Genomic DNA, 20,188 nt, shown 5'->3' with positions numbered 1-20,188 from the left:
GCATCGCGCCCCAGGCCGCCACGGCCTGGCCGCAGGGCCCCGCTCAGCCGACGAGGGACCGGCCGATGATCTCCTTCATGATCTCGTTGGTCCCTCCGAAGATCGACTGCACGCGGGCGTCGATGAACGCCTTCGCGATCGGGTACTCGAGCATGTAGCCGTACCCGCCGTGCAGCTGCACGCAGCGGTCGACCACACGCTTGAGCACGTCGCTCGCCCACCACTTCGCCTTCGCGGCGTCGGCGACGGAGAGCCGTCCCGCCACGTGCTCGCTGATGCACTTGTCGACGAAGACCTGCGTGATGGTCACCTCGGTGTCCATCTCGGCCAGTTCGAAGCGGGTGTTCTGGAAGTTCGCGACAGGCCGGCCGAACGCCTTGCGCTCCTTCGTGTACTGCAGCGTGAGCGCCAGCGCCGCCGCGGCGCCCCCGATCGACCCGACGGCGATGGAGAGCCGCTCCTGCGCGAGGTTCTGCATCAGGTAGATCAGGCCGCTGCCGACGTCACCCAGCACGTTCGCCGCGGGCACGCGCACGTCCGTGAACGACAGCTCGGCGGTGTCCTGCGCCTTCAGCCCGACCTTCTCGAGGCGGCGGCCGCGCTCGAACCCCGGCATCCCGCGCTCGACGACCAGCAGGCTGAACCCGTGGCTGCCGGCCTCCGGGTCGGTCTTCGCGACGACGATCACGAGGTCGGCCATGATGCCGTTGGTGATGAACGTCTTGGAGCCGTTGAGGATCCAGTCGTCGCCGTCGCGGCGCGCGGAGGTCTGGATGCCCTGCAGGTCGCTGCCGGTGCCCGGTTCGGTCATCGCGATCGCGGTGATGATCTCGCCGGAGCAGAAGCCCGGCAGCCAGCGCCGCTTCTGCTCGTCGTTCGCGAGCCGGAGCAGGTAGGGCGCGACGACGTCGTTCTGCAGCGGGAACCCGAGCCCGCTCGCGCCGGCCGCGGCCAGCTCCTCGGTGAGGATGGCGTTGTACCGGAAGTCGGCGACGCCACCGCCGCCGAACTCCTCCGGCACGTCGGTCCCCAGCAGTCCTGCCTTGCCGGCCGCCAGCCACACCTCCCGGCTGACCTGGCCGTCGCGCTCCCACTGGTCGTGGAAGGGCGCGATCTCCTTGGCGATGAACGTGCGCGCGAGGTCGCGGAAGGCGTCGTGCTCGGCGTCGAAGATGTCCCGCTGCATGGACCCGAGTCTCACATACTGACGGGTAACCCGGGATAGTGCGCTCACTCGGATCGTGGGGGAGCTGCCGATGTCGGAGCTGAAGCCGAACAACGTCGTACGGCCTGGTGGTCGGAGTGGCCGGACTGATCATGGCGGGGGCAGGGCTGCGAGCGGTGACCCTCGTCGCCGGGTTCGTCGCGCTGGGCTGCGGCATCGCGGGTGACGTGCTGACGCGTCGCGGCTATTCCGGTGGGCGGCTGGGGGTCGCCACGATCCTGCTGGGCATGATCTGCATCGCCGCCGCATTGATGGAGCCACTGTCGGCAGCCGGGTCTACCGCTCGGTAACTGGCGCTAGGCTCTCTCACCGTGAGCGACGACTCCGTCGACCGCATGGTGCAGGAGTGGGCCGCGCGCGACGACCAGCTGGACGCGAGCCCGCTGCACGTCGTGGGGCGGCTCTTCCGAGGCGCCGACTACGGGCGCCGGGCCGTCGTCGACGCACTGCGCCCGTTCGGGCTGACCTACGGCGACTTCGACGTGCTCAACACGCTGCGCCGCAGGGGCGACGTCGACGGCACCAACCCCGGCGACCTCGCGCAGGCCGCGCTGATCACGTCCGGCGCGATGACGACCCGGCTCGACCGGTTGGAGCAGGCCGGGTACGTGCACCGCGCCGTCGACCCGGCCGATCGCCGCGGCGTCCGCGTCCGGCTCACCCGGCAGGGCGAGGAGCTGGCGACGGCCGCGCTCGACGCCGTGCTCGTCGCCGACGAGCAGTTCCTGGCGCCGCTCTCGCCCGCTGAGCGCGACCAGATCGCCGGGCTGCTGAAGCGCCTGATGCTCCCGCACGAGCAGTAGCAGCGACCTCCCGCCCGAAGTTCCCCACCGTTTTGTGCACTTGCGCGCCTTTTCGGCGCGCAGGTGCACAAAACGGTGGGGAAGTTGCGGGGCTCCCGGGCGGCTACCGTCTCCGTATGGATCTTCTGGCGGCCGCGGCGAACCTGGTCGGCAAGGCCACCGGCGGGGTCGCCGACCTGCGCCGGATGCCGCGCGAACGGGTTGCGGTGCGGGCGGACGGTTCCGCGGTGCTGCACCGCTACGAGGGGACGGCCACCGCGGGCGAGCCGGTGCTGCTCGTCCCGCCGCTCGGCGCGCCGGACTTCGCCTACGACCTGCGCCGCGGCTGCTCGCTCGTCGAGCACCTCGTGGGCACGGGCCGTCCGGTGTACCTCGTCGACTACGGCCCGATGTCGTTCACCGACCGGCGCCGCGGCATGGAGCACTGGGTGGACGGCATCGTGCCGTGGGCGGTCGAGCAGGTCGCCGCTGACGCGTCGGCGCAGGTCAACGTGCTCGGCTGGTCGCTCGGCGGGATCTTCTGCATGCTCGCCGTCGCCGGCGCGGCCGATGCCGGCAAGCCGTTGCCGGTGCGCACGCTGACGGTGGTCGCGAGCCCCGTCGACATCGCCGCCGTCCCGCTGGTGGCGCCGCTGCGCCCGCTCGCGGCCGTCACCGGCGGCCGCGGCCTCTCCGCGGTCTACCAGCTCATCGGCAGCTTCCCGGCGCCGATCGTGAGCGTGGCGTTCCAGCTGACCGCCGTCGACCGGCTGGTGACGAAGCCGCTCACCGTGCTCTCCCGGCTCGACGACCGCGACTGCCTCGCCCAGATCGAGGCCGTCGACCACTTGATGCGCAACATGCATGCCTACCCCGGCCGCGTCTTCGGGCAGATCTACCACCTGCTGCTGCGCAACAACGACCTTGCCGACGGCACGCTCGCGCTGCGCGGCCGGGAGATCCCGCTCAGCGCCGTCGACGTGCCGGTGCTCGTCGTGGCCGGCCGGCGGGACGTGATCGCGCCGCTGGCCTCCGTCGAGAAGGCCGTGACGCTGCTCACGGGCGCACCGGAGGTGCGGTTCGAGACCGCCCCCGGCGGCCACCTCGGCGTCCTGACCGGGCGCGACGCCCGCACGACGACCTGGCCGGCCCTCGACGCCTTCCTGAAGCACCACACCCCGGCCGCCTGATCCGCTGCCCGATCCGGCCCTGCCGGCCGCGGGAAGCGGGAGGATGGACGCATGCGCTACCTCGACCTTCCGACGTCCAAGCGGTACTCCGTGATCGGGCTGGGCACCTGGCAGTTCGGGTCCCGCGAGTGGGGTTATGACGCCGCTTACAACGAGACCGAGGCGGCCCGGATCGTCGCGCGCGCCCGTGAGCTGGGCGTCACGGTGTTCGACACCGCAGAGCTGTACGGCTTCGGGCGCAGCGAGCGGATCCTCGGCGCGGCGCTGCGCGACTCCGGCGGGTTCGACGACGTCGTGGTCGCCACCAAGATCTTCCCGGTGTGGCCGACGGCGGCGGTCGTGCAGCAGCGCGGAGTCGCCAGCGCGCACCGGCTCGGCGTCCGCAAGATCGACCTCTACCAGGTGCACGTGCCGCACCCGATCGTCGGCGACGCCACCACCATGCGCGGGATGAAGGCGCTGCACCAGGTCGGGCTCGTCGACGCCGTCGGCGTCTCCAACTACTCGCTGCGCCGCTGGCAGCGCGCCGAGGCGGCGCTGGGCGCGCCGGTGTTGTCGAACCAGGTGGAGTTCAGCCTCGTCGCCCGCGCGCCGCTCTCGGAGATGCTGCCGTGGGCGCAGCGCACCGGGCACGTCGTGATCGCGTGGAGCCCGCTCGGGAAGGGTCTGCTCTCGGGGCGCTACACGTCGGACAACCCGCCGTCCGGGAACGTCCGCACGAGCAACGCGATGTTCCTGCCGGAGAACCTCGACGCCGCGACCCCGCTGCTCAACACGCTGCGCGACATCGCCTCGGCACACGGCGCGTCGCCCGCGCAGATCGCGCTGGCGTGGCTGGTGCACCTGCCCAACGTCGTGGCGATCCCGGGTGCGTCGAGCGTCGCGCAGCTGGAGAGCAACGTCGCGGCGGCCGACATCCGGCTCAAGGACGACGAGCACGCCTCGCTGACCGCGGTGGCGGAGGCCTTCCAGCCCGTGACGGGCGCACCGGCGATCCCGGGACTGGTCCGTGCGCGGGCCCGCCGTTGGTAGTTCGCCCGATTCCGTTGCGCGATTCGGGGGTGTGATTAATCGCCCCTGATCGAGAGGCTGGGCAGCTGGGGCATCCGCGGACTAGCGTCGTGGTCATGAGCGTGATCGGAACGTCGAGGAGCGCATTCTCGCTGGTCTCCCCGGCCGCACACGCGGCAGCCGTCGCCGATCTTGTGCGGCGCTACCGCGAGCTACCGCCGGGTACGAGGGTGCGGCTCGGCAAGAAGACCTCCAACCTCTTCCGGTTCGGCGCGGCGCCGGCGCAGCGGCTCGACACGTCCGCGCTCACCGGCGTGATCAGGGTCGACCCGGTCGCGCGCACCGCCGAGGTGCAGGGCATGACGACCTACGAGGACCTCGTCGAGGTCACGCTCGCGCACGGCGTGATGCCGCTGGTCGTCCCGCAGCTCAAGACGATCACGCTGGGCGGCGCGGTGACCGGGCTCGGGATCGAGTCGACGTCCTTCCGCCACGGGCTGCCGCACGAGTCGGTGCTGGAGATGGACATCCTCACCCCCGACGGCGACGTGATCACCGTGACACCCGATGGGGAGCACGCCGAGCTCTTCCGCGGCTTCCCCAACTCCTACGGCACGCTCGGGTACGCCGTGCGGATCCTCATCGAGGTCCAGCCGGTCACCCCGTACGTCCGGCTGGAGCACCGCAAGGTCGGCACGGCGGACCTGCAGTCCACGATCGTCGACGTCTGCGGGCCCGACGGGCCGCAGTTCGTCGACGGCACCGTCTTCGGCCCCGACGACCAGTACCTGACGCTGGGCACGTTCACCGACGACCCCGGGCCGGGGATCAGCGACTACACCGGCCAGAAGATCTTCTACAAGTCGATCGAGCAGCGCGCGGTCGACCACCTGACCACCCGCGACTACATCTGGCGGTGGGACACCGACTGGTTCTGGTGCTCCCGCGCGCTCGGCGCGCAGAACCCGGTGGTCCGCAGGCTGTGGCCGAGCCGGCTGCGCCGCTCCGACGTGTACCGCAGGCTCGTCGCGCTCGACCGGCGCACCGGCTTCTCCGGGCGGGTCAACTCGGTGCTCGGGAAACCGCAGCAGGAGCCGGTGATACAAGACGTCGAGATCCCCGTGGAACGGCTCACGGAGTTCCTGGACGCGTTCCACAAGGACATCGGGATCACCCCGGTGTGGCTGTGCCCGCTGCGCCTGCGCGACGAGCGGACATGGCCGCTGTACCCGATGAAGGCGCACGAGCTGTACGTCAACGTCGGCTTCTGGTCGGCCGTCGACGAGGTCCCCGGCAAGCCCGACGCGCACAACCGTCGGATCGAGGAGCTCGTCGCCGAGCTGGGTGGGCACAAATCGCTGTACTCGACGGTGCATTACGACGAGCGTGAGTTCTGGGAGCACTACAACGGGGTGGCCTACCAGGCGTTGAAGGAACGGTACGACCCGCATGGGCGGCTGCCGGATCTCTTCTCGAAGGTGACCGGGTCAGGGAGGGCATGATGCAGGTCGCGGAGATCATCTCCAGCGTTGTCGGAGCCGACGTGCCGATCCGAGTGATCGCGTACGACGGCAGCAAGGCGGGGCCGGACAGCTCCGAGGTAGCGATGCGGATCACGTCGCCACGCGCGCTCGCGCGGCTGGCGACTGCGCCGGGCACGCTCGGGTTGGCGAGAGCGTACGTCGCGGGCGAGATCGAGGTGGACGGCGACATCCACGACGTCCTCGACGCGATGGCGGACCTCACGCTGAACGACATCACCCGCGCCGACCAGGTGAAACTGGCGCGCAAGTTGTTCCCCATCTGGTTGCGGCATCGGCAGCCACCACCGCCGCTCGAGTACCGCCCGCCGGGGCGGCTGCACTCGAAGGCGCGCGACAAGCAGGCGATCTCGCACCACTACGACGTCTCCAACCGCTTCTACGAGTGGGTGCTGGGGCCGTCGATGGCGTACACGTGCGCGGTGTACCCGAACGACGCGGCGACGCTCGAAGAGGCGCAGGCCACGAAGTTCGAGCTGGTGGCGCAGAAGCTCGCGCTGGAGCCGGGTCAGCGGCTGCTGGACGTCGGCTGCGGCTGGGGCGGCATGGTCATGCACGCCGCGGCGGAGCACGGCGTGAAGGCGCTGGGCGTCACGCTCTCGCGCCTGCAGGCCGAGTGGGCGCAGGCGGAGATCGAGCGCCGCGGCCTCGGTGACCTCGCCGAGGTGCGTCACCTCGACTACCGCGACGCGCCGGAGAGCCAGTTCGACGCGATCAGCTCGATCGGGCTCACCGAGCACATCGGCAAGGCGCAGCTGCCGGGGTACTTCCGCTCGCTGCACGCGCGGCTGAAGGAGGGCGGGCGGCTGCTCAACCACTGCATCACCCAGCCGCGCGACCCCGGCAAGAAGCGGCTCGACCCGTTCATCGCCCGCTACGTCTTCCCCGACGGGCAGCTGGAGCCGATCGGCCTGCTGGTCACGGAGATGAACGAGGCCGGGTTCGAGATCCGCCACGAGGAGAACCTGCGCGAGCACTACGCGCGCACGCTCGCCGCGTGGGGCGCGAACCTGGAGGAGAACTGGGAGGAGGCCGTTGCCGAGGTCGGCATCGGTCGGGCCCGGGTGTGGCGGCTGTACATGGCGGCGTCGCGGCTCGGGTTCGAGCGCGACAACATCCAGCTCCACCAGGTGCTGGGCGTGAAGCTGGACGGTCGCGGCCAGTCGGGCTTCCCGCTGCGGGGCTGGCGGTAGGCCCTCGGGCCGCCGCCGGGCGCGGTGCGGCGAGGGTCAGGAAAGCCACTTTCCTGCAACGTGGTTGCAGGAAAGTGGCTTTCCTGACGTCCCGCGCCTCCGTGCGGCGGCTGCTCACCCGCGCGTGGCGGCACTAGGGTCGAGTGTCGTGCCGGACCGATTGTCGTCGCTCGACGCCTCGTTCCTCTTCGCCGAGCACCGCACCGCGGCGATGCACGTAGGTGGCGTGATGACGTTCGCCCCTCCGGAGGGCGGGCCGTTCGACGTCGACGGGTTCACCGAGCTCATCGGCAGCAGGCTCGGGCTCGTCCCGCGCTACCGGCAGAAGCTGCGTGAGGTGCCGGGGCGGCTGGGGCTGCCGGTCTGGGTGGACGACCCCCAGTTCGACCTCGCGTTCCACGTCCGGCACGCCGCGCTGCCCGCGCCGGGGACCGAAGCGGTGCTGCGGGAGCTGGTGGGGCGGATCCTCGGGCGGCAACTGGACCGTTCACGCCCGCTGTGGGAGGTCTACCTCGTCGAGGGGCTCGGCGACGGCCGCCTCGCGGTGATCACGAAGACCCACCACGCCATGGTCGACGGGCTGGCGTCGATGGACATCGGCACCGTCCTGCTCGACCTCACCCCGGAGCCCCGCGAGACCCCGCCCGACGACTGGCGCCCCGGTCGCGAGCCGAGCGGCCTGCGGCTGCTGCTCGGCGCGGCCGACGTGGCGTTGCGCCGGCCGCGCACGGTGGTGGAGACGGCCGCCCGCGCCGTCACCGACGTCCGCGAGACGGTGTCGTCGGTCGGGCGGACGCTCGGCGGTGTGATCGACGCGGGCCGGCGCGCCGTCGAAGCGAAGCCGGTGCCAGCGCTCAACGCCGCGACGGGCGCGCAGCGGCGCTACGGCATGGCGCGCACGACCCTCGCCGACCACCGGAAGGTGCGCAAGGCGCACGGGGGCACCGTCAACGACGTCGTGCTGACCGTCGTCGCGGGTGGGCTCCGGCGATGGTTGATCACGCGGGGCGAGCCGTTGACGGCCAGCACCGTCGTGCGGGCGATGGTGCCGGTGAGCGTCCGCGCCAGGGCCGGCACGAACGCGGGCAACAACATCTCGGCCTACCTCGTCGACCTCCCCGTCGCCGTCGACGACCCGACGGAGCGGCTCGCGATCGTCCGCGAGGCGATGGCGGAGCACAAGCGCGGCGGGCAGGCGGTCGGCGCGTCGGCGCTGATCGGGCTCGTCGGGCTCGCGCCGCCGATCCTGCACAGCCTCGGCGCCCGGATGGCCAGCCAGTACTCGAGCATGCTCTACAACGTGCTGGTCACGAACGTGCCCGGGCCGCCCCGCCCGCTCTACGCGATGGGCGCGCGAATGCTCGACATGTTCCCGATGGTCCCGCTCGGCGGCGGCCAGTCCGTCGCGATCGGCATCACCTCGTACGACGGCGGGGTGCACTACGGCCTCACCGCCGACCGCGACGCCATGCCCGACGTCGACGTCCTCGCCGATGCCCTCACCGACTCGCTGGCGGAACTCGTCGCCACCCGGTGACCACGAGCCCGAACCTCCCCACCGTTTTGTGCACCTGCGCGCCCTGGGAGCGCGCATCCACCCAAAACGATGGGGAGATCGGGGCCGGCCCGGCAAACTTCCCCACCGTTTTGCCTACTTGCACGGCCTTGGAGGTCTGCAGGTTGGCAAAACGGTGGGGAAGTTCCGGCGCGAGTCGCGTGGCGCCCCCGACTTCCCCACCGTTTTGGGTACTTGCGCGCTCCGCGGGCGCGCATCCACCCAAACGGTGGGGAGATCGGGGCCGGCCCGGCAAACTTCCCCACCGTTTTGCCTACTTGCACGGCCTCGGGGGTCTGCAGGTTGGCAAAACGGTGGGGAGGTTCAGCGGTTCGCCTTCACCCACTCGATGAGGCCGGGGGTCGCGGCCCGCACCATCGCGAGCACCTCGCCGAAGCCCTCGTCCGGCCCGTAGTACGGGTCGGGCACCTCGGCCCCCGGCGGCGCGGACGGGTCGAACGAGCGCAGCAGCCGCACCCTCTCCGGCTCGGGCACCATCGACTGGACGGTGCGGCGGTGGGAGTTGTCCAGCGCGACGATGAGGTCGGCGGCCAGCTGCTCGGCGTCGATCTGGCGTGCGCTGTGCTCGTCGGCGTACCCCTCGGCGCGCAGCAGCCGCACGGCGCGGTCGTCGGCGGGCGAGCCGATGTGCCACCCGCCGGTGCCGGCGCTCGTGACCTGCACGTCGTCGTCGAGACCGGCGTCTTCCAGCTCCTGGGCGAACACCTTCTCGGCGATGGGGGAGCGGCAGATGTTCCCCGTGCAGACGAAGACGACGTGAAGCCTCTTGTGCGTAGCGCTCACCAGCAGAACCGTAGTGTGCACCGCATGGATCACGCCGACCCGGACCTCCGCCACCACGGAGACGTCGACGCCGAGCCGGGGCTGCTGGACTTCGCGGTGAACGTGCAGGGTGACGGGCCGCCGCGCTGGCTGCGCGACCGCCTCGCGGAGACGCTCGACGGCCTGGGGCGCTACCCCGCGGCCGCGCACGCCAGGTCGGCCAGGGAGGCCGTCGCTGGCCGCCACGGCCGCCACCCGGACGACGTTCTGGTGCTCGCGGGGAGCGCGGAGGGGTTCGCGCTGCTCCCGGCCCTGCACCCGCGCCTGGCCGTGGTCGTGCACCCGGGCTTCACCGAGCCGGAGGCGGTGCTGCGTGCCGCCGGTGTGCCGCTCGTCCGCGTCCTCACCAGCGCCGCGGACGGCCACGCGCTGCACCCCGAGGCGGTGCCGGCCGAGGCGGATCTTGTGGTCGTCGGCAACCCGACCAACCCGACCGGGGTGCTGCACCCGGCCGAGACGGTCCGCGCGCTCGCCGCGCCCGGGCGGACGCTGCTGGTCGACGAGGCGTTCGTCGACGCGATCCCTGGCGAGCGCGAGTCGCTGGCCGGGGAGGCGCTGCCGGACGTGATCGTCTTCCGCAGCCTCACCAAGACGTGGGCGCTCGCCGGCCTGCGCGCCGGCTACGCGCTCGGCCCACCCGACCTGCTCGCGCGGCTGGCCGCGCCGCGCCCGCCGTGGCCGGTGTCGACGCTCGCGCTGGAGGCCGTGATCGCGTGCAGCGAGCCGGCTGCCGTCGCGGAGGCGGGCCGCGCCGCCGAGCGCCTCGTGGCGCAACGCGCCGAGCAGGCGGCCGCGCTCGCGGCCGTCCCCGGCGTCGACGTCCTGCCCGGCGAGGCGCCGTACCTGCTCCTCCGCCTCCCCGACGGTCACGGCGAGCGGGTGCGGGCCCGGCTGCGCACCGCGGGTGTCGCCGTCCGGCGCGGCGACACGTTCCCCGGCCTCGGCCCCGATCACATCCGCGTTGCCGTCCGACCGGCGGCGCAGGCGTCCGTGCTCGTCACGGCGCTCGCGGACGCGTTGACGGCGGTGGCGGCATGAAGCCGACCGTCTGCGAGGTGATCGCGGCGCTGGAGGCGGCCTACCCGCCGGCGCTCGCCGCCGACTGGGACGCCATCGGGCTGGTCTGCGGCGACCCCGCGGAGCCGGTCGGCTCGGTGCTGATCGCCGTCGACCCGGTCCCCGCGACCGTCGACGAGGCCATCGGCTCGGCCCAGCTTCTGGTCACTCATCACCCGCTGCTCCTGCGCGGCGTCCACGGCGTCGGTGCCGACACCCCGAAGGGCGCGCTCGTGCACCGGCTGATCCGCGCCGGCACCGCCCTCTACACCGCGCACACGAACGCCGACTCCGCCGATCCCGGGGTGTCCGACGCGCTCGCGGAGGCGATCGGGCTGACCGTCGAGGGCCCGCTGGTGACGACACCGGAACCGGCGCTCGACAAGATCGTCACCTTCATCCCGGTCGGGCCGGCCATCACCGCCGTGCACGACGCGCTCTCGGCCGCCGGCGCCGGCCAGATCGGCGACTACAGCCACTGCTCGTTCGCCACCGCGGGCACCGGTCAGTTCAAGCCGCTGCAGGGGGCGAACCCGACGATCGGCGAGGTCGGTCGGCTGGAACGGGTCGCCGAGACCAAGATCGAGATGGTCATGCCGCGCGGCAAGCGCGCCGCGGTCGTCGCGGCCCTGCGCGCCTCGCACCCCTACGAGGAGCCCGCGTTCGACGTGCTGGAGCTCGCCGACATCCCGTCCGACCGCGGTCTCGGCCGGATCGGCGTCCTCGCCGAGCCGGAGCCGCTCTCCGCGTTCGCCGACCGGGTCGCGGCCGCGCTGCCCGCCACCGCATGGGGTGTGCGGGCCGCTGGCGACCCGGACCGGATGATCCAACGGGTGGCGGTGTGCGGGGGAGCGGGCGACTCCGCACTCGGTGCCGCGATCGCCGCGGGCGTCGACGCCTACGTCACCGCCGACCTGCGCCACCACCCCGCCGCCGAGCACCTGCTCACCGGCCCGACCGCACCCGCGCTCGTCGACGTCGCGCACTGGGCGTCGGAGTGGCCCTGGTGCGAGCAGGCGGCCGGCGTGATCCGCGCGGCGGTGGGCGGCAGCGTCGACGTCCGCGTCTCGCGGCACCGGACCGACCCTTGGACCATCGGGCGACCCTGAGCGGCGCGGCTACCCGCGCTCGACCGCGGTGAGCAGCCGCGCGAGCAACGTGTCGAGCACGACCCGCTCGGCGGCGTCGAGCGGCTCGACGATGCGCCGCTCCGCGTCGTCCCTGATCTGCATGGCCTGCAGCCAGCGCTCGTGCCCGCTCGGGGTCAGCTCCACGTCGACACGGCGACGGTCGTCGTCGCTGCGGACGCGGGTGACGAGGCCGGCGGCGGCAAGGGTGTCGAGCCGTCCCGTCATGCCGGCCGGTGACAGCATCAGCTCGGCGGCCAGCTCGCTCGGCGTCGCGCGCCACGGCTCGCCACGCGCTGCGAGCCGGTGCAGCGTCTCGAACTCGAAGTCCTGCATCCCGACCTGCGCGAGCGCGGCTTCCTTCGTCGCGCGCAGGTGCTTCACGAGGAACTGCATTCGCGACACGATCGCCTCGACCTGCTCGTCGTAGGGGGCCTTGCCCTTCCAGAGGGCGAGGTGGCGGTCGACGGAGTCGGGCATCCGCCGATCCTATCGAAAGATGATTCGCCAGCGAAGTATTCGCTAGCGAAATATTTGCCACCAAACTACGGTCGATGCGTGTCCCCGGTCTACCGCATGCTCCTCGGGCGAACCCTCTCGGCGCTGGGTACGGCTCTCGTTCCGGTCATGCTCACGCTCGCCGTGCTGCGGATCTCCGGCTCCGCGGGCGACGTCGGGCTGGTCCTGGCCTGCGAACTGCTGCCGATGCTGGTGCTGCTGCCGGTCGGGGGCGTTGTGGCCGACCGCGTCCACCCGGCGAAGGTGCTGCTCGGGGCCGATCTGGTCCGGTTCGCGGCGCAGCTCGCGATCGGCATCCAGCTCGTGCTCGGCGGTGCCGGTATCGCATGGCTCGCCGGGCTGTCCGCGCTGACCGGGGTGGCGATCGCGTTCGGCTCGCCGGCCGTTCCGACGCTGGTCGCGGCCGCCGTGGCGGCCCCGGACCGGTTGCGCGTCAACACCCGCATCGGCATGGCGACCGGCCTGTCGGCAGTGGTGGCGCCCGCACTCTGCGGTGCCGTTGTGCTGGTGGCCGGCCCGGGTGCGGTCGCGTTGCTGGCGGCGGCGCTCTTCGCGGCGTCGGCACTCACGCTCGGCGGCGTGCGGACCCCCGCTGCCGCGCGGCCCTCGACCGGTGCGCACCTCGGGTTCCGCACGCAGCTGCAGGAGGGGTGGACGGAGGTCCGCTCCCGGCGGTGGTTCCTGCTCAGCGTGCTCGGACACGCCGTGTGGCATTTCGCCGCGGGGTTCTTCCTCGCGATCGGGCCGGTGATCGCGGTGCGGGAGCTCGGCGGCGAGCCTGCGTGGGTGCTCATCGTGCAAAGCGGCACGGCGGGGATGCTGATCGGCGTGTTCGCCGCGCCGCGGTTGCGGATCACCAGGCCGCTCGCGGTCTGCACGATCGGCGTCGCGCTGCTCGGGCTGCCGCTCACCGCGCTCGCCGTGGGGGCCTCGGTCGTCGTCGTGGCCTGCGCCTACCTGGTGGCGATGCTCGGGCTCGGCCTGCTGATCCCGCTGTGGGAGACGGTGGTCGCCGACCGCGTGCCACAGCACGCGCTGGGGAGGGTCCGCTCGTTCGACTCGCTCCTGTCCTTCGCGGCACGACCGCTCGGGCTCGCGGTGGCCGGGCCGATCGCCGCCGTTGCCGGTCCCGCCGTCCCGCTGTTGGTGTGTGCGGCGCTGGTCACGGTCGTCGGGGTCGGGACGCTCGGGGTGCGTGCCGTGCGCGAACGGCAGCAACCGGCGGTGTCCCGGTGATCGGCTCGTCGTGGGCCGGCGGCGGCGCGGTAGCGTCGATGTCCACGTCTCACGGAGTCGGCTCGACCCGTGGACCATTCAGACCCTGATTCGATAAGGATGGCTGCATGAAGGCCGACCCCGCCGTCCAACGAAGGTTGCTCGACCTCGCCGAGGTCGATGCGGAGCTGTCGCGCCTCGCGCATCGCAGGCGGACGTTGCCCGAGCACGAGGAGCTCACCGCTGCCGAGGCGGCCGTGCGCACCGCCAAGGACAAGCTCATCGAGATCGAGACCGCGGCCGGTGACCTCGACCGCGACATCCGCCGGATCGAGCGCGACGTCGAGGGCGTGCGCAGCCGGACGGAGCGCGACAACCAGCTGCTCGCGGGCGCCGGCATCGGCGCGAAGCAGGCCAACGACCTGCAGCACGAGCTGGAGACGCTCAAGCGCCGCCAGACCGTCCTCGAGGACGAGCAGCTCGAAGTGATGGAGCAGCGCGAGGCCGTCGGGGTGGACCTCGAGCACTCGCGCGGCGTGCTCGCCGCTGCCGAGGAGTCCGTCACCGTGATCGTCGCGCGGCGCGACACCGCGATCGCCGACATCGACGCGTCCGAGGCCGGCCGCACGCGGGCGCGCAAGGAGGTCGTCGTCTCGATCCCCGACGACCTGCTCGGGCTCTACGAGAAGCGCCGCGAGCAGCGGGGGGTGGGCGCCGCGCTGCTCCTGCAGCGCCGCTGCCAGGCGTGCCGCCTCGAGCTGGACCGCACCACGATCTCCGAGCTGCGGACGGCGCCCGCCGACGACATCGTCCGCTGCGAAGAATGCGGCGTGATCCTCGTGCGCACGCCGGAATCGGGTCTGTGAAGCTCGTCGTCGAGGCCGACGGAGGGTCGCGGGGCAACCCGGGGCCAGCCGGCTACGGCGCGGTCGTGCTCGACCCCACCGCCGACGTCGTGCTGGCCGAGCGCGCCGAGAGCATCGGTGTGGCCAGCAACAACGTCGCCGAGTACCGGGGCCTCATCGCCGGGTTGCAGGCTGCGAAGGAGCTCGGCGCGACCGACGTGCACGTGCGGATGGACTCGAAGCTCGTCGTGGAGCAGATGTCGGGCCGCTGGAAGATCAAGCACCCGGCGATGAAGCCGCTCGCGCAGGAAGCGGCCGAGCTCGTACGCGAGATCGGTTCGGTGACGTTCGAGTGGATCCCGCGAGCCCGCAACGCGCGCGCCGACGCGCTCGCCAACAAGGCGATGGACGGGGAGCAGGTCGACGCGGCCGCGCCGGCGTCCGTCGCCTGGACCGGCCAGGTCGGCACCCCCACGAGGCTGTTGTTGCTGCGCCACGGGCAGACCGAGCTGTCGGTGCAGCGGCGCTACTCCGGGCGCGGCAACCCGGAGCTGACCCCGCTCGGGTTGCGGCAGGCCGCCGGCGCGGCCGCCCGGCTGGGCGCGATCGACGGGATCGCCGCCGTGTTGACGTCGCCGTTGCGGAGGGCCGTGCAGACCGCGGAGGCGGTGGCCGCCGCGACCGGCGCGCCGCTCGTCGTCCGGGACGGGTTGATCGAGACCGACTTCGGCGCGTGGGAGGGCCTGACGTTCGCCGAGGCCCGTGAGCGCGACCCCGAGCTGCACGCGGCGTGGCTGGGCTCCGAGGAGGCGGCGCCGCCCGACGGGGAGAGCTTCGCGGCGGTCGGCAGGCGGGTGGACGTCGAGCGGGCTGCCGTCGTCGAGGAGTACCCGGCCGCGACGGTGGTGCTGGTCAGCCACGTCACGCCGATCAAGATGCTGCTGCGGGCCGCGCTGCTCGGCGGGCCGAGCATCCTCTACCGGCTGCACCTCGACCTGGCGTCGCTGTCGATCGTCGACTTCTACGAGGACGGCGGTGCCAGCGTGCGGCTGGTGAACGACACCGGCCACCACCCGGTCACGTGAGGGCCAGGTAGATCCCGACGGCCGTGCCCAGCACGACCACCGACCAGCGCAAGGCGGGCTCCGGGAGCCGGCGCGCCAGCCGGGCCCCGACGAAGCCGCCCAGCAGCGTCGTCGGGGCCAGCAGCGCGACCGCGAACCAGTCGACCGGTGCGCCGCCCGCGAAGATCAGCACGGTGATGACGGCGACAGCGAGCGACAGCGCGCCCTTGAGGGCGTTGAGGCGCACCAGCGAGTCGTGCGTGCACAGCGAGAGCGTCGCCATCAGGATCACGCCCAGCGCACCGCCGAAGTAGCCGCCGTACACGCCCGCGAGGAAGATCGCCGGCAGCAGGGCGACCAGCCGGTCGGGCATGTCGGGCCGCGACGGCCCTGCCCACTTCCGGGCCGCCGGCTGCAGCGCCAGCATCGCGCTGGCCAGCAGGACCAGAGCGGGCACAACGGCGTCGAACACGGCGCCGGGCAGCATCAGGAGCAGCACGCAGCCCACCACGGCGCCCATGATCGCCACGAGCGCCGTCAGCAGGAGTCGCTCACCCTGCCCGCGCAGGTCCTCACGCGTGCCGGCGACGATCCCGACGTACCCGGGTGCCTGCGCCACCGAGTTGGTGACGTTCGCTTCGAGCGGCGGGAACCCGATGGCCAGCAGTGCGGGGAACACCATCAGCGAACCCCCGCCCGCAACGGCGTTCACACCGCCCGCCAGCAGGCCCGTGACAACGAGGAACGCCAGCGAACCGGGGGTGTACTCGACCACCGGCGCACGTTATCCCGCAGGATGGAGGGGTGTCCGACGAACCCGAGGGCGGCGACGCGGTCTGCTGGCTCGACCGCCTGTGCCCCGAATGCGGCGCGATGCCCACCGCGGAGTCGCCCGACCGCTGCTGGCGGTGCGGGGCGGCGCGCGACGGGGGCGACGGGGAACGGCCGCGGCGGCCGTCGGGTGGCCAGGAGGATTGAGAATCCGTGCCGCCCGGCTGGGGCGGGACGTGTGCGTTCCTGCCCTCCCCGGGGCACGCGCCGCAGTCCTGGCGGCCGTGTCCTGCCCGCTCCGGGCGGCCGGCCGGTGACGGCGTAGAGTGATCACGCGGACGAGCTGGCTGGGCGACCGCGTCGGCAGTGCTCCGGTGCTGCCGCCGAGGAAAGTCCGGACTCCGTAGGGCAGGGTGGTTGTCAACGGCAACCCGGGGCGACCCGCGGGACAGTGCCACAGAGAACAGACCGCCCCGCACTTGTGCGGGGTAAGGGTGAAACGGTGGTGTAAGAGACCACCAGCACCCCGGGTGACCGGGGTGGCTCGGTAAACCCCACCCGGAGCAAGACCAAGAGGCGCCGACCCCGGTCGGCGCTGCGCAGGCGTTCGAGGGCGGCCCGCCCGAGCCTGCGGGTAGGTCGCTCGAGCCTGCTGGTGACGGCAGGCCTAGATGGATGGTCGCCGAACGGTGCACCGCGAGGTGCCCGGGAACAGGATCCGGCTTACAGGCCAGCTCGTCCGCACCACACCCCGGGAGCGGCCCCGCGTGGGTCAGCCCTTCGCTTCGCGGACGTCCGCGCCCTGCTCGGCGAACGCCTTGAAGTCCTGCATGTGCTGCAGCGACTGATTGCGGAAGACACTGCGCATGAAGGGCCCCGCCAGTCGCATCGGCAAGCTGCTGAACCGGTATTCGTTCTCGCTCACCCAGAGCGTCGTCTCCGGACCGGCCTCGGTGAACCGTTCGCGGGCGGCGTTCCACATGCCTTCGGCGACGATCTCGCGCTCGTAGTGGACGACGCTGTCCCTCGGGATCCCGTGCAGGCTCGCCGGCTCCCGGCGCGTGATGGTCTCGGTGGCCTCGATCTCCTGCTGTCCCGCCAGGAGCACGACCCGCGACTCGGTGCCGACCTGCCCGTGCTCTCCGCTCAGCGGCTCGTGCAGCACCAACCCGCGCAGCCACTTCGGCAGGTGTGTGGAGTCGGCGAGCAGCTGGACCGTCCGCTCCCGGGGCAGGGCGATCTCGATGGAGACGGTGTACTTCATGGGGGAGCGCTCCAGGTTCGCTGGTGAACGGAGGCCTACTAGCAGGCTCGGCTTATATTAGCACGGTCTTATGCATGTTCGGACTCCGCCGGTGCGGGAATAGCGCCCGCGCCGGCACGGGTTCGCTGTGACATGACGATCGCCCTCTCGCCCGACGTGCGAGCCCTGATCGACGGCCGGAACTTCGCCACCGTGGCGACCCTCGACCGGGATGGTGGGCCGCAGACGTCGATCGTCTGGGTCGGTCTCGACGACGGCGCACTCGTGTTCAGTGCCACCGAGGACCGCCTGAAGGTGCGCAATCTGCGTCGCGATCCGCGAATGAGCGTGTCGGTGGCCGATGCGGCGAACCCGTACCGCCACACCCAGCTGCGCGGCACGGCGACGATCATCCCGGATCCGGACAAGACGCTCTCGAAGCTGCTGAGCCACAAGTACCTCGGCCAGGACCCGCCGCCGGAGGGTTCGGAGGTCGAGCGGGTGATCGTCCGGCTCGACGTTCACAAGGTGGCGGGCAACGTCCGCTGACGGAGCGGCTGCCGGCAGGCGTTGAACGAACGGCATCATGGCGATGTACGAGCAGTACGCGCCACGTCGGTCACGCCGATCTGCTGCGGAAGCGGTGGACGGCCTGACCGGCGAGCAGGGAGTGATCACGTGCATGACGGGCCCCCGCCCTTCACCGTGCCCGAGCTCGGCATGTTGCGCGAGCACGGGATCGCCTTCTTCGCCGGCCGCGTCGTCCACGATGCGCAGCCGCCGATCACCGCGGAGTCGCTGGAGTTCGTCCAAGACTCCATCGCGGGACCGATCCCTCCCGGCCTGCTCGATTTGTGGCGGACGACAGCGGGTGGGCAGCTTGCGTACGACCTGGAGGTCACGATCGGCGGGCAGCCGCGGGCCTTCGGCTGGTCGGAACTGTTCTTCCAGGGCAGCGACGGCTACTACGACCTGCACGGATGGATCGAGCAGGAGCTGGAGGGGAACGCGGCCGGCCGGCTCGACCTGCTGCCCATCGGGGGGTTCGAGTACCTCGACCGCGTCTACGTCGTCGTCGACCCCGAATCCAGTGGCTATGGGCAGGTCGTGGCGTTCATGGGGGCGACCCCGGCGTGGACCGGCGGCCCCACCGAGGACTCGGCCGCGCTGCTCGCCACCGACCTGTCGAGCGCATTCGCGGCGCTGCGGCTGGACGCGCACCCGCTCCCCGACGGCGAGGCCGACGTCGACGCGACCGGCATCGAGCTCGTCGAGTACCTGGACGTGCGCTGCTCCGACGACGGCCTACCGGAGTCGCTGGCACAACGTGTGATCGACTTCTACGCCCTCGCGGCGAGATGAGCGGCAGCGCTGTTCAAACAGTGATGGGGTTCATCTCGGGCGGGGCCAGCGTGTGACGGCTGCGTACGACGTGCCCGCGGCGGTCGGCCGCAGCTCGAACGTCGCCTCCTGTCCGCGCCGCTCGCTGTCCCACTCGCGGACGGCGTCGGCCATCCGGGCGGCGAGGGTGGCGCCGCCCTTCCCGTGTCCGATGACGCCGATCTCGAAGAGGTTCGCGCCGTCGGTTCGTTTGGTGAGGTAGGCCAGCGCTGCGCCGTCGACGGTTGCCATCGAGCCCCACCGGTACAGCCGCTCCACTGCGGCGCCGCCGATGGCGGGCATCCGGCTCAGTCCGTTCGCGAGTGTGGTCGTGAGCCACAGCTCCAGCCATACCAGCAACTCGGCCGATCGGACGATGGTCCCGGTCCACACGACGTGGCGTGGTTCGTCGAGGACGCCGTCGACTCCGGAGGGGTCGACGTCCTGGTCGCTGTGTACGAACAGGGCGACGCCCTCGGCCAGGTGCACGACGCGGCGGGTGTCGTGGGCGATGCCCCGCAGCGGCATGAATCCGGCGAGGACGCTGCTCACGCTCACCCACGTGCCGTGGTGCTGCTCGAAGGCGATGGAGCGGGATTGGCTCCCGCGGATGCGGAGCGGGACGACGAGCCGGCCGCCGGGCCGGAGCTGGTCGAGCCAGGTGCGTGGGACGTGGTGCGTGCCAACCGTGGCGATGACGCGGTCGTAGGGCGCGGCGGGCGGGTGCCCTTCGGCGCCGTCGCCGAGCACGACCTGCGCGGCGCAGCCGGCTGCGGCGAGGTTGGCGCGGGCTGTCGTGACGAGCTCGTCGTCGACGTCGATGGTGGTGACGTGTCCGGTCGGTCCGGCGAGGTGGGCGAGCAGCGCGGCGTTGTAGCCGGTGCCGGCGCCGATCTCCAGCACGCGGTGCCCCGGTTCGCAGCCGAGCTGTTCGAGCATCGCGGCGACGATCGACGGTTGCGACGCGGCGCTGATCGAGCCCCCGTCCTTGTCTGTTTTGGTGGAAACGGGCTGGTCGGCGTAGGCGTGGCCGGGTTCGACGCCGGGCAGGAAGAGGTGGCGCGGCACCGCTCGCATTGCGGCCTCGACCTCCCTGGTGATGATCGTCCCGGCCGACCCGAGCCGGTCGACCATCTCGCTGCGCAGCCGATCGTTCACCTGTCCGCAGGCCGTACGGGCGGCACGCTGAAGACCCCGCTGCAGGACGCGACGGGCCGGGTGTCGTTGGTGATCTCGCACCCGGCGAACGCCAGCCGCGACCCCATGCGTTTGAGGGTCGTCCGGGCCTCGATCCAGTCGCCGACGGCCGCGGATCCGGTGTAGTCGACGGTCAGGCTCGCCGTGAGGAGGCTCAGCGCCTTCCCGTGCGCCGCCAGGGCGCCGTACCCGAGCGCGACGTCGGCGAGGGTGGTGAGCACTCCGCCGTGGACGCCGCCGCGGCTGTTCGTGTGCTTCTCCCCGATCCGCAGGCCGTAGACCGGCGAGCGCGGATCGGCGTCGTCGACGTACAGGGGCCCGATCAGGTCCAGGAAGCCGCTGCGACGTTCCACCGGACGGAAGCCGGCCGGCGGGGGTGTCGCGTGATCGTCCACCGGTCCGAGAGTGCCAGGAAAGCCACTTTCCTGGCA

Annotated in this window: 22 protein-coding genes and 1 other RNA gene; 16 read left to right on the top strand and 7 right to left on the bottom strand. The window is 72.1% G+C overall.

The annotated features are described in order from the left end of the window. Positions 1-43: 43 nt before the first annotated feature. Positions 44-1,186 carry an acyl-CoA dehydrogenase family protein gene (locus LL648_RS09125; RefSeq protein WP_255684947.1) on the bottom strand — a complete coding sequence of 381 codons (1,143 nt, stop codon included), beginning with the start codon at positions 1,184-1,186 and terminating at the stop codon, positions 44-46. A 116-nt stretch (positions 1,187-1,302) separates the two neighbouring features. Here LL648_RS09125 and LL648_RS09120 point away from each other — a divergent pair, with 116 nt between their 5' ends. From LL648_RS09120 to LL648_RS09090, 7 genes are all read left to right on the top strand, one after another. Beyond that, the gene (locus LL648_RS09120; protein ID WP_232662018.1) at positions 1,303-1,515 is read left to right on the top strand and encodes a hypothetical protein; all 213 of its coding nucleotides are present in this window, start codon (positions 1,303-1,305) and stop codon (positions 1,513-1,515) included. Positions 1,516-1,536: 21 nt separating this feature from the next. After that, a complete protein-coding gene (locus tag LL648_RS09115) occupies positions 1,537-2,028 on the top strand; it encodes a MarR family winged helix-turn-helix transcriptional regulator (protein WP_232662017.1) in 492 nt (163 codons plus the stop codon). 116 nt (positions 2,029-2,144) lie between these two features. Continuing rightward, entirely contained in the window at positions 2,145-3,197 is a 1,053-nt protein-coding gene (locus LL648_RS09110) for an alpha/beta hydrolase (protein WP_232662016.1), read from the top strand. A gap of 51 nt (positions 3,198-3,248) precedes the next feature. Then, entirely contained in the window at positions 3,249-4,229 is a 981-nt protein-coding gene (locus LL648_RS09105; RefSeq protein WP_232662015.1) for an aldo/keto reductase, read from the top strand. Between the two features lie 95 nt (positions 4,230-4,324). Further along, the gene (locus tag LL648_RS09100; RefSeq protein ID WP_232662014.1) at positions 4,325-5,710 is read left to right on the top strand and encodes an FAD-binding oxidoreductase; all 1,386 of its coding nucleotides are present in this window, start codon (positions 4,325-4,327) and stop codon (positions 5,708-5,710) included. Then, positions 5,710-6,942 (top strand): SAM-dependent methyltransferase, encoded by a 1,233-nt coding sequence (locus tag LL648_RS09095; RefSeq protein ID WP_232662051.1) that lies wholly within the window; start codon positions 5,710-5,712, stop codon positions 6,940-6,942. Before LL648_RS09100 ends, LL648_RS09095 begins: the two co-directional genes overlap by 1 nt. A gap of 148 nt (positions 6,943-7,090) precedes the next feature. Further along, positions 7,091-8,479 carry a WS/DGAT/MGAT family O-acyltransferase gene (locus LL648_RS09090; protein ID WP_232662013.1) on the top strand — a complete coding sequence of 463 codons (1,389 nt, stop codon included), beginning with the start codon at positions 7,091-7,093 and terminating at the stop codon, positions 8,477-8,479. Between the two features lie 342 nt (positions 8,480-8,821). On the opposite strand, the gene LL648_RS09085 is transcribed toward LL648_RS09090, so the two are convergent. After that, entirely contained in the window at positions 8,822-9,301 is a 480-nt protein-coding gene (locus LL648_RS09085) for a low molecular weight protein-tyrosine-phosphatase (RefSeq protein ID WP_232662012.1), read from the bottom strand. 24 nt (positions 9,302-9,325) lie between these two features. On the opposite strand from LL648_RS09085, the gene cobC reads away from it, so the two are divergent. Both cobC and LL648_RS09075 read left to right on the top strand, forming a co-directional pair. After that, positions 9,326-10,378, top strand: coding sequence for an Rv2231c family pyridoxal phosphate-dependent protein CobC (gene cobC / locus LL648_RS09080; protein WP_232662011.1), 1,053 nt, complete (start codon positions 9,326-9,328; stop codon positions 10,376-10,378). After that, positions 10,375-11,505, top strand: a complete 1,131-nt coding sequence (locus tag LL648_RS09075) for a Nif3-like dinuclear metal center hexameric protein (protein WP_232662010.1) — start codon at positions 10,375-10,377, stop codon at positions 11,503-11,505. Before cobC ends, LL648_RS09075 begins: the two co-directional genes overlap by 4 nt. Positions 11,506-11,514: 9 nt before the next feature. Here the strand turns inward: LL648_RS09075 and LL648_RS09070 are convergent, their stop codons facing one another. Then, a complete protein-coding gene (locus tag LL648_RS09070; protein ID WP_232662009.1) occupies positions 11,515-12,003 on the bottom strand; it encodes a MarR family winged helix-turn-helix transcriptional regulator in 489 nt (162 codons plus the stop codon). 78 nt (positions 12,004-12,081) lie between these two features. On the opposite strand from LL648_RS09070, the gene LL648_RS09065 reads away from it, so the two are divergent. The 3 genes from LL648_RS09065 (at position 12,082) to LL648_RS09055 (ending at position 15,187) form a co-directional block, all read left to right on the top strand. Further along, positions 12,082-13,278 (top strand): MFS transporter, encoded by a 1,197-nt coding sequence (locus LL648_RS09065; RefSeq protein ID WP_232662008.1) that lies wholly within the window; start codon positions 12,082-12,084, stop codon positions 13,276-13,278. 107 nt (positions 13,279-13,385) lie between these two features. Then, positions 13,386-14,123, top strand: coding sequence for a zinc ribbon domain-containing protein (locus LL648_RS09060; protein ID WP_232662007.1), 738 nt, complete (start codon positions 13,386-13,388; stop codon positions 14,121-14,123). Next, positions 14,081-15,187 (top strand): bifunctional RNase H/acid phosphatase, encoded by a 1,107-nt coding sequence (locus tag LL648_RS09055; RefSeq protein ID WP_232662006.1) that lies wholly within the window; start codon positions 14,081-14,083, stop codon positions 15,185-15,187. Before LL648_RS09060 ends, LL648_RS09055 begins: the two co-directional genes overlap by 43 nt. Here the strand turns inward: LL648_RS09055 and LL648_RS09050 are convergent. Further along, positions 15,180-15,941, bottom strand: coding sequence for a sulfite exporter TauE/SafE family protein (locus LL648_RS09050; protein ID WP_232662005.1), 762 nt, complete (start codon positions 15,939-15,941; stop codon positions 15,180-15,182). The two genes, LL648_RS09055 and LL648_RS09050, sit on opposite strands and share 8 nt — an antisense overlap. Before the next feature lie 29 nt (positions 15,942-15,970). Here LL648_RS09050 and LL648_RS09045 point away from each other — a divergent pair, with 29 nt between their 5' ends. After that, positions 15,971-16,144, top strand: coding sequence for a hypothetical protein (locus LL648_RS09045; RefSeq protein WP_232662004.1), 174 nt, complete (start codon positions 15,971-15,973; stop codon positions 16,142-16,144). Positions 16,145-16,276: 132 nt separating this feature from the next. After that, positions 16,277-16,679: RNase P RNA component class A (rnpB, locus tag LL648_RS09040), an RNA gene on the top strand. A 30-nt stretch (positions 16,680-16,709) separates the two neighbouring features. On the opposite strand, the gene LL648_RS09035 is transcribed toward rnpB, so the two are convergent. Continuing rightward, positions 16,710-17,201 (bottom strand): SRPBCC family protein, encoded by a 492-nt coding sequence (locus LL648_RS09035; protein ID WP_232662003.1) that lies wholly within the window; start codon positions 17,199-17,201, stop codon positions 16,710-16,712. 132 nt (positions 17,202-17,333) lie between these two features. Between LL648_RS09035 and LL648_RS09030 the strand changes: the two genes are divergently transcribed. Both LL648_RS09030 and LL648_RS09025 read left to right on the top strand, forming a co-directional pair. Next, positions 17,334-17,729 carry a PPOX class F420-dependent oxidoreductase gene (locus LL648_RS09030; RefSeq protein ID WP_232662002.1) on the top strand — a complete coding sequence of 132 codons (396 nt, stop codon included), beginning with the start codon at positions 17,334-17,336 and terminating at the stop codon, positions 17,727-17,729. 129 nt (positions 17,730-17,858) lie between these two features. Further along, positions 17,859-18,542 carry a hypothetical protein gene (locus LL648_RS09025; protein WP_232662001.1) on the top strand — a complete coding sequence of 228 codons (684 nt, stop codon included), beginning with the start codon at positions 17,859-17,861 and terminating at the stop codon, positions 18,540-18,542. A gap of 30 nt (positions 18,543-18,572) precedes the next feature. Here LL648_RS09025 and fxlM read toward each other — a convergent pair whose 3' ends face one another. Continuing rightward, positions 18,573-19,718, bottom strand: coding sequence for a methyltransferase, FxLD system (fxlM, locus tag LL648_RS09020; protein ID WP_232662000.1), 1,146 nt, complete (start codon positions 19,716-19,718; stop codon positions 18,573-18,575). Next, positions 19,715-20,152: a PaaI family thioesterase gene (locus tag LL648_RS09015; protein ID WP_232661999.1), complete on the bottom strand. Its 438-nt coding sequence runs from the start codon at positions 20,150-20,152 to the stop codon at positions 19,715-19,717. The genes fxlM and LL648_RS09015 overlap by 4 nt, the downstream gene beginning before the upstream one ends. Between the last annotated feature and the right edge of the window lie 36 nt (positions 20,153-20,188).

The organism is Pseudonocardia sp. TRM90224 (genome assembly GCF_021245725.1).
In the GTDB taxonomy this organism is placed as follows: domain Bacteria; phylum Actinomycetota; class Actinomycetes; order Mycobacteriales; family Pseudonocardiaceae; genus Pseudonocardia.
This window is presented reverse-complemented; position numbering and strand designations above follow the sequence as displayed.

What these genes read in the sequence shown, in the direction of transcription:
- LL648_RS09125 (WP_255684947.1), bottom strand. Translation starts at nt 1,186, where the DNA reads ATGCAGCGGGACATCTTCGACGCCGAGCACGACGCCTTCCGCGACCTC.
- LL648_RS09110 (WP_232662016.1), top strand. Translation starts at nt 2,145, where the DNA reads ATGGATCTTCTGGCGGCCGCGGCGAACCTGGTCGGCAAGGCCACCGGC.
- LL648_RS09105 (WP_232662015.1), top strand. Translation starts at nt 3,249, where the DNA reads ATGCGCTACCTCGACCTTCCGACGTCCAAGCGGTACTCCGTGATCGGG.
- LL648_RS09100 (WP_232662014.1), top strand. Translation starts at nt 4,325, where the DNA reads ATGAGCGTGATCGGAACGTCGAGGAGCGCATTCTCGCTGGTCTCCCCG.
- LL648_RS09095 (WP_232662051.1), top strand. Translation starts at nt 5,710, where the DNA reads ATGCAGGTCGCGGAGATCATCTCCAGCGTTGTCGGAGCCGACGTGCCG.
- cobC (WP_232662011.1), top strand. Translation starts at nt 9,326, where the DNA reads ATGGATCACGCCGACCCGGACCTCCGCCACCACGGAGACGTCGACGCC.
- LL648_RS09075 (WP_232662010.1), top strand. Translation starts at nt 10,375, where the DNA reads ATGAAGCCGACCGTCTGCGAGGTGATCGCGGCGCTGGAGGCGGCCTAC.
- LL648_RS09070 (WP_232662009.1), bottom strand. Translation starts at nt 12,003, where the DNA reads ATGCCCGACTCCGTCGACCGCCACCTCGCCCTCTGGAAGGGCAAGGCC.
- LL648_RS09060 (WP_232662007.1), top strand. Translation starts at nt 13,386, where the DNA reads ATGAAGGCCGACCCCGCCGTCCAACGAAGGTTGCTCGACCTCGCCGAG.
- LL648_RS09055 (WP_232662006.1), top strand. Translation starts at nt 14,081, where the DNA reads ATGCGGCGTGATCCTCGTGCGCACGCCGGAATCGGGTCTGTGAAGCTC.
- LL648_RS09035 (WP_232662003.1), bottom strand. Translation starts at nt 17,201, where the DNA reads ATGAAGTACACCGTCTCCATCGAGATCGCCCTGCCCCGGGAGCGGACG.
- LL648_RS09030 (WP_232662002.1), top strand. Translation starts at nt 17,334, where the DNA reads ATGACGATCGCCCTCTCGCCCGACGTGCGAGCCCTGATCGACGGCCGG.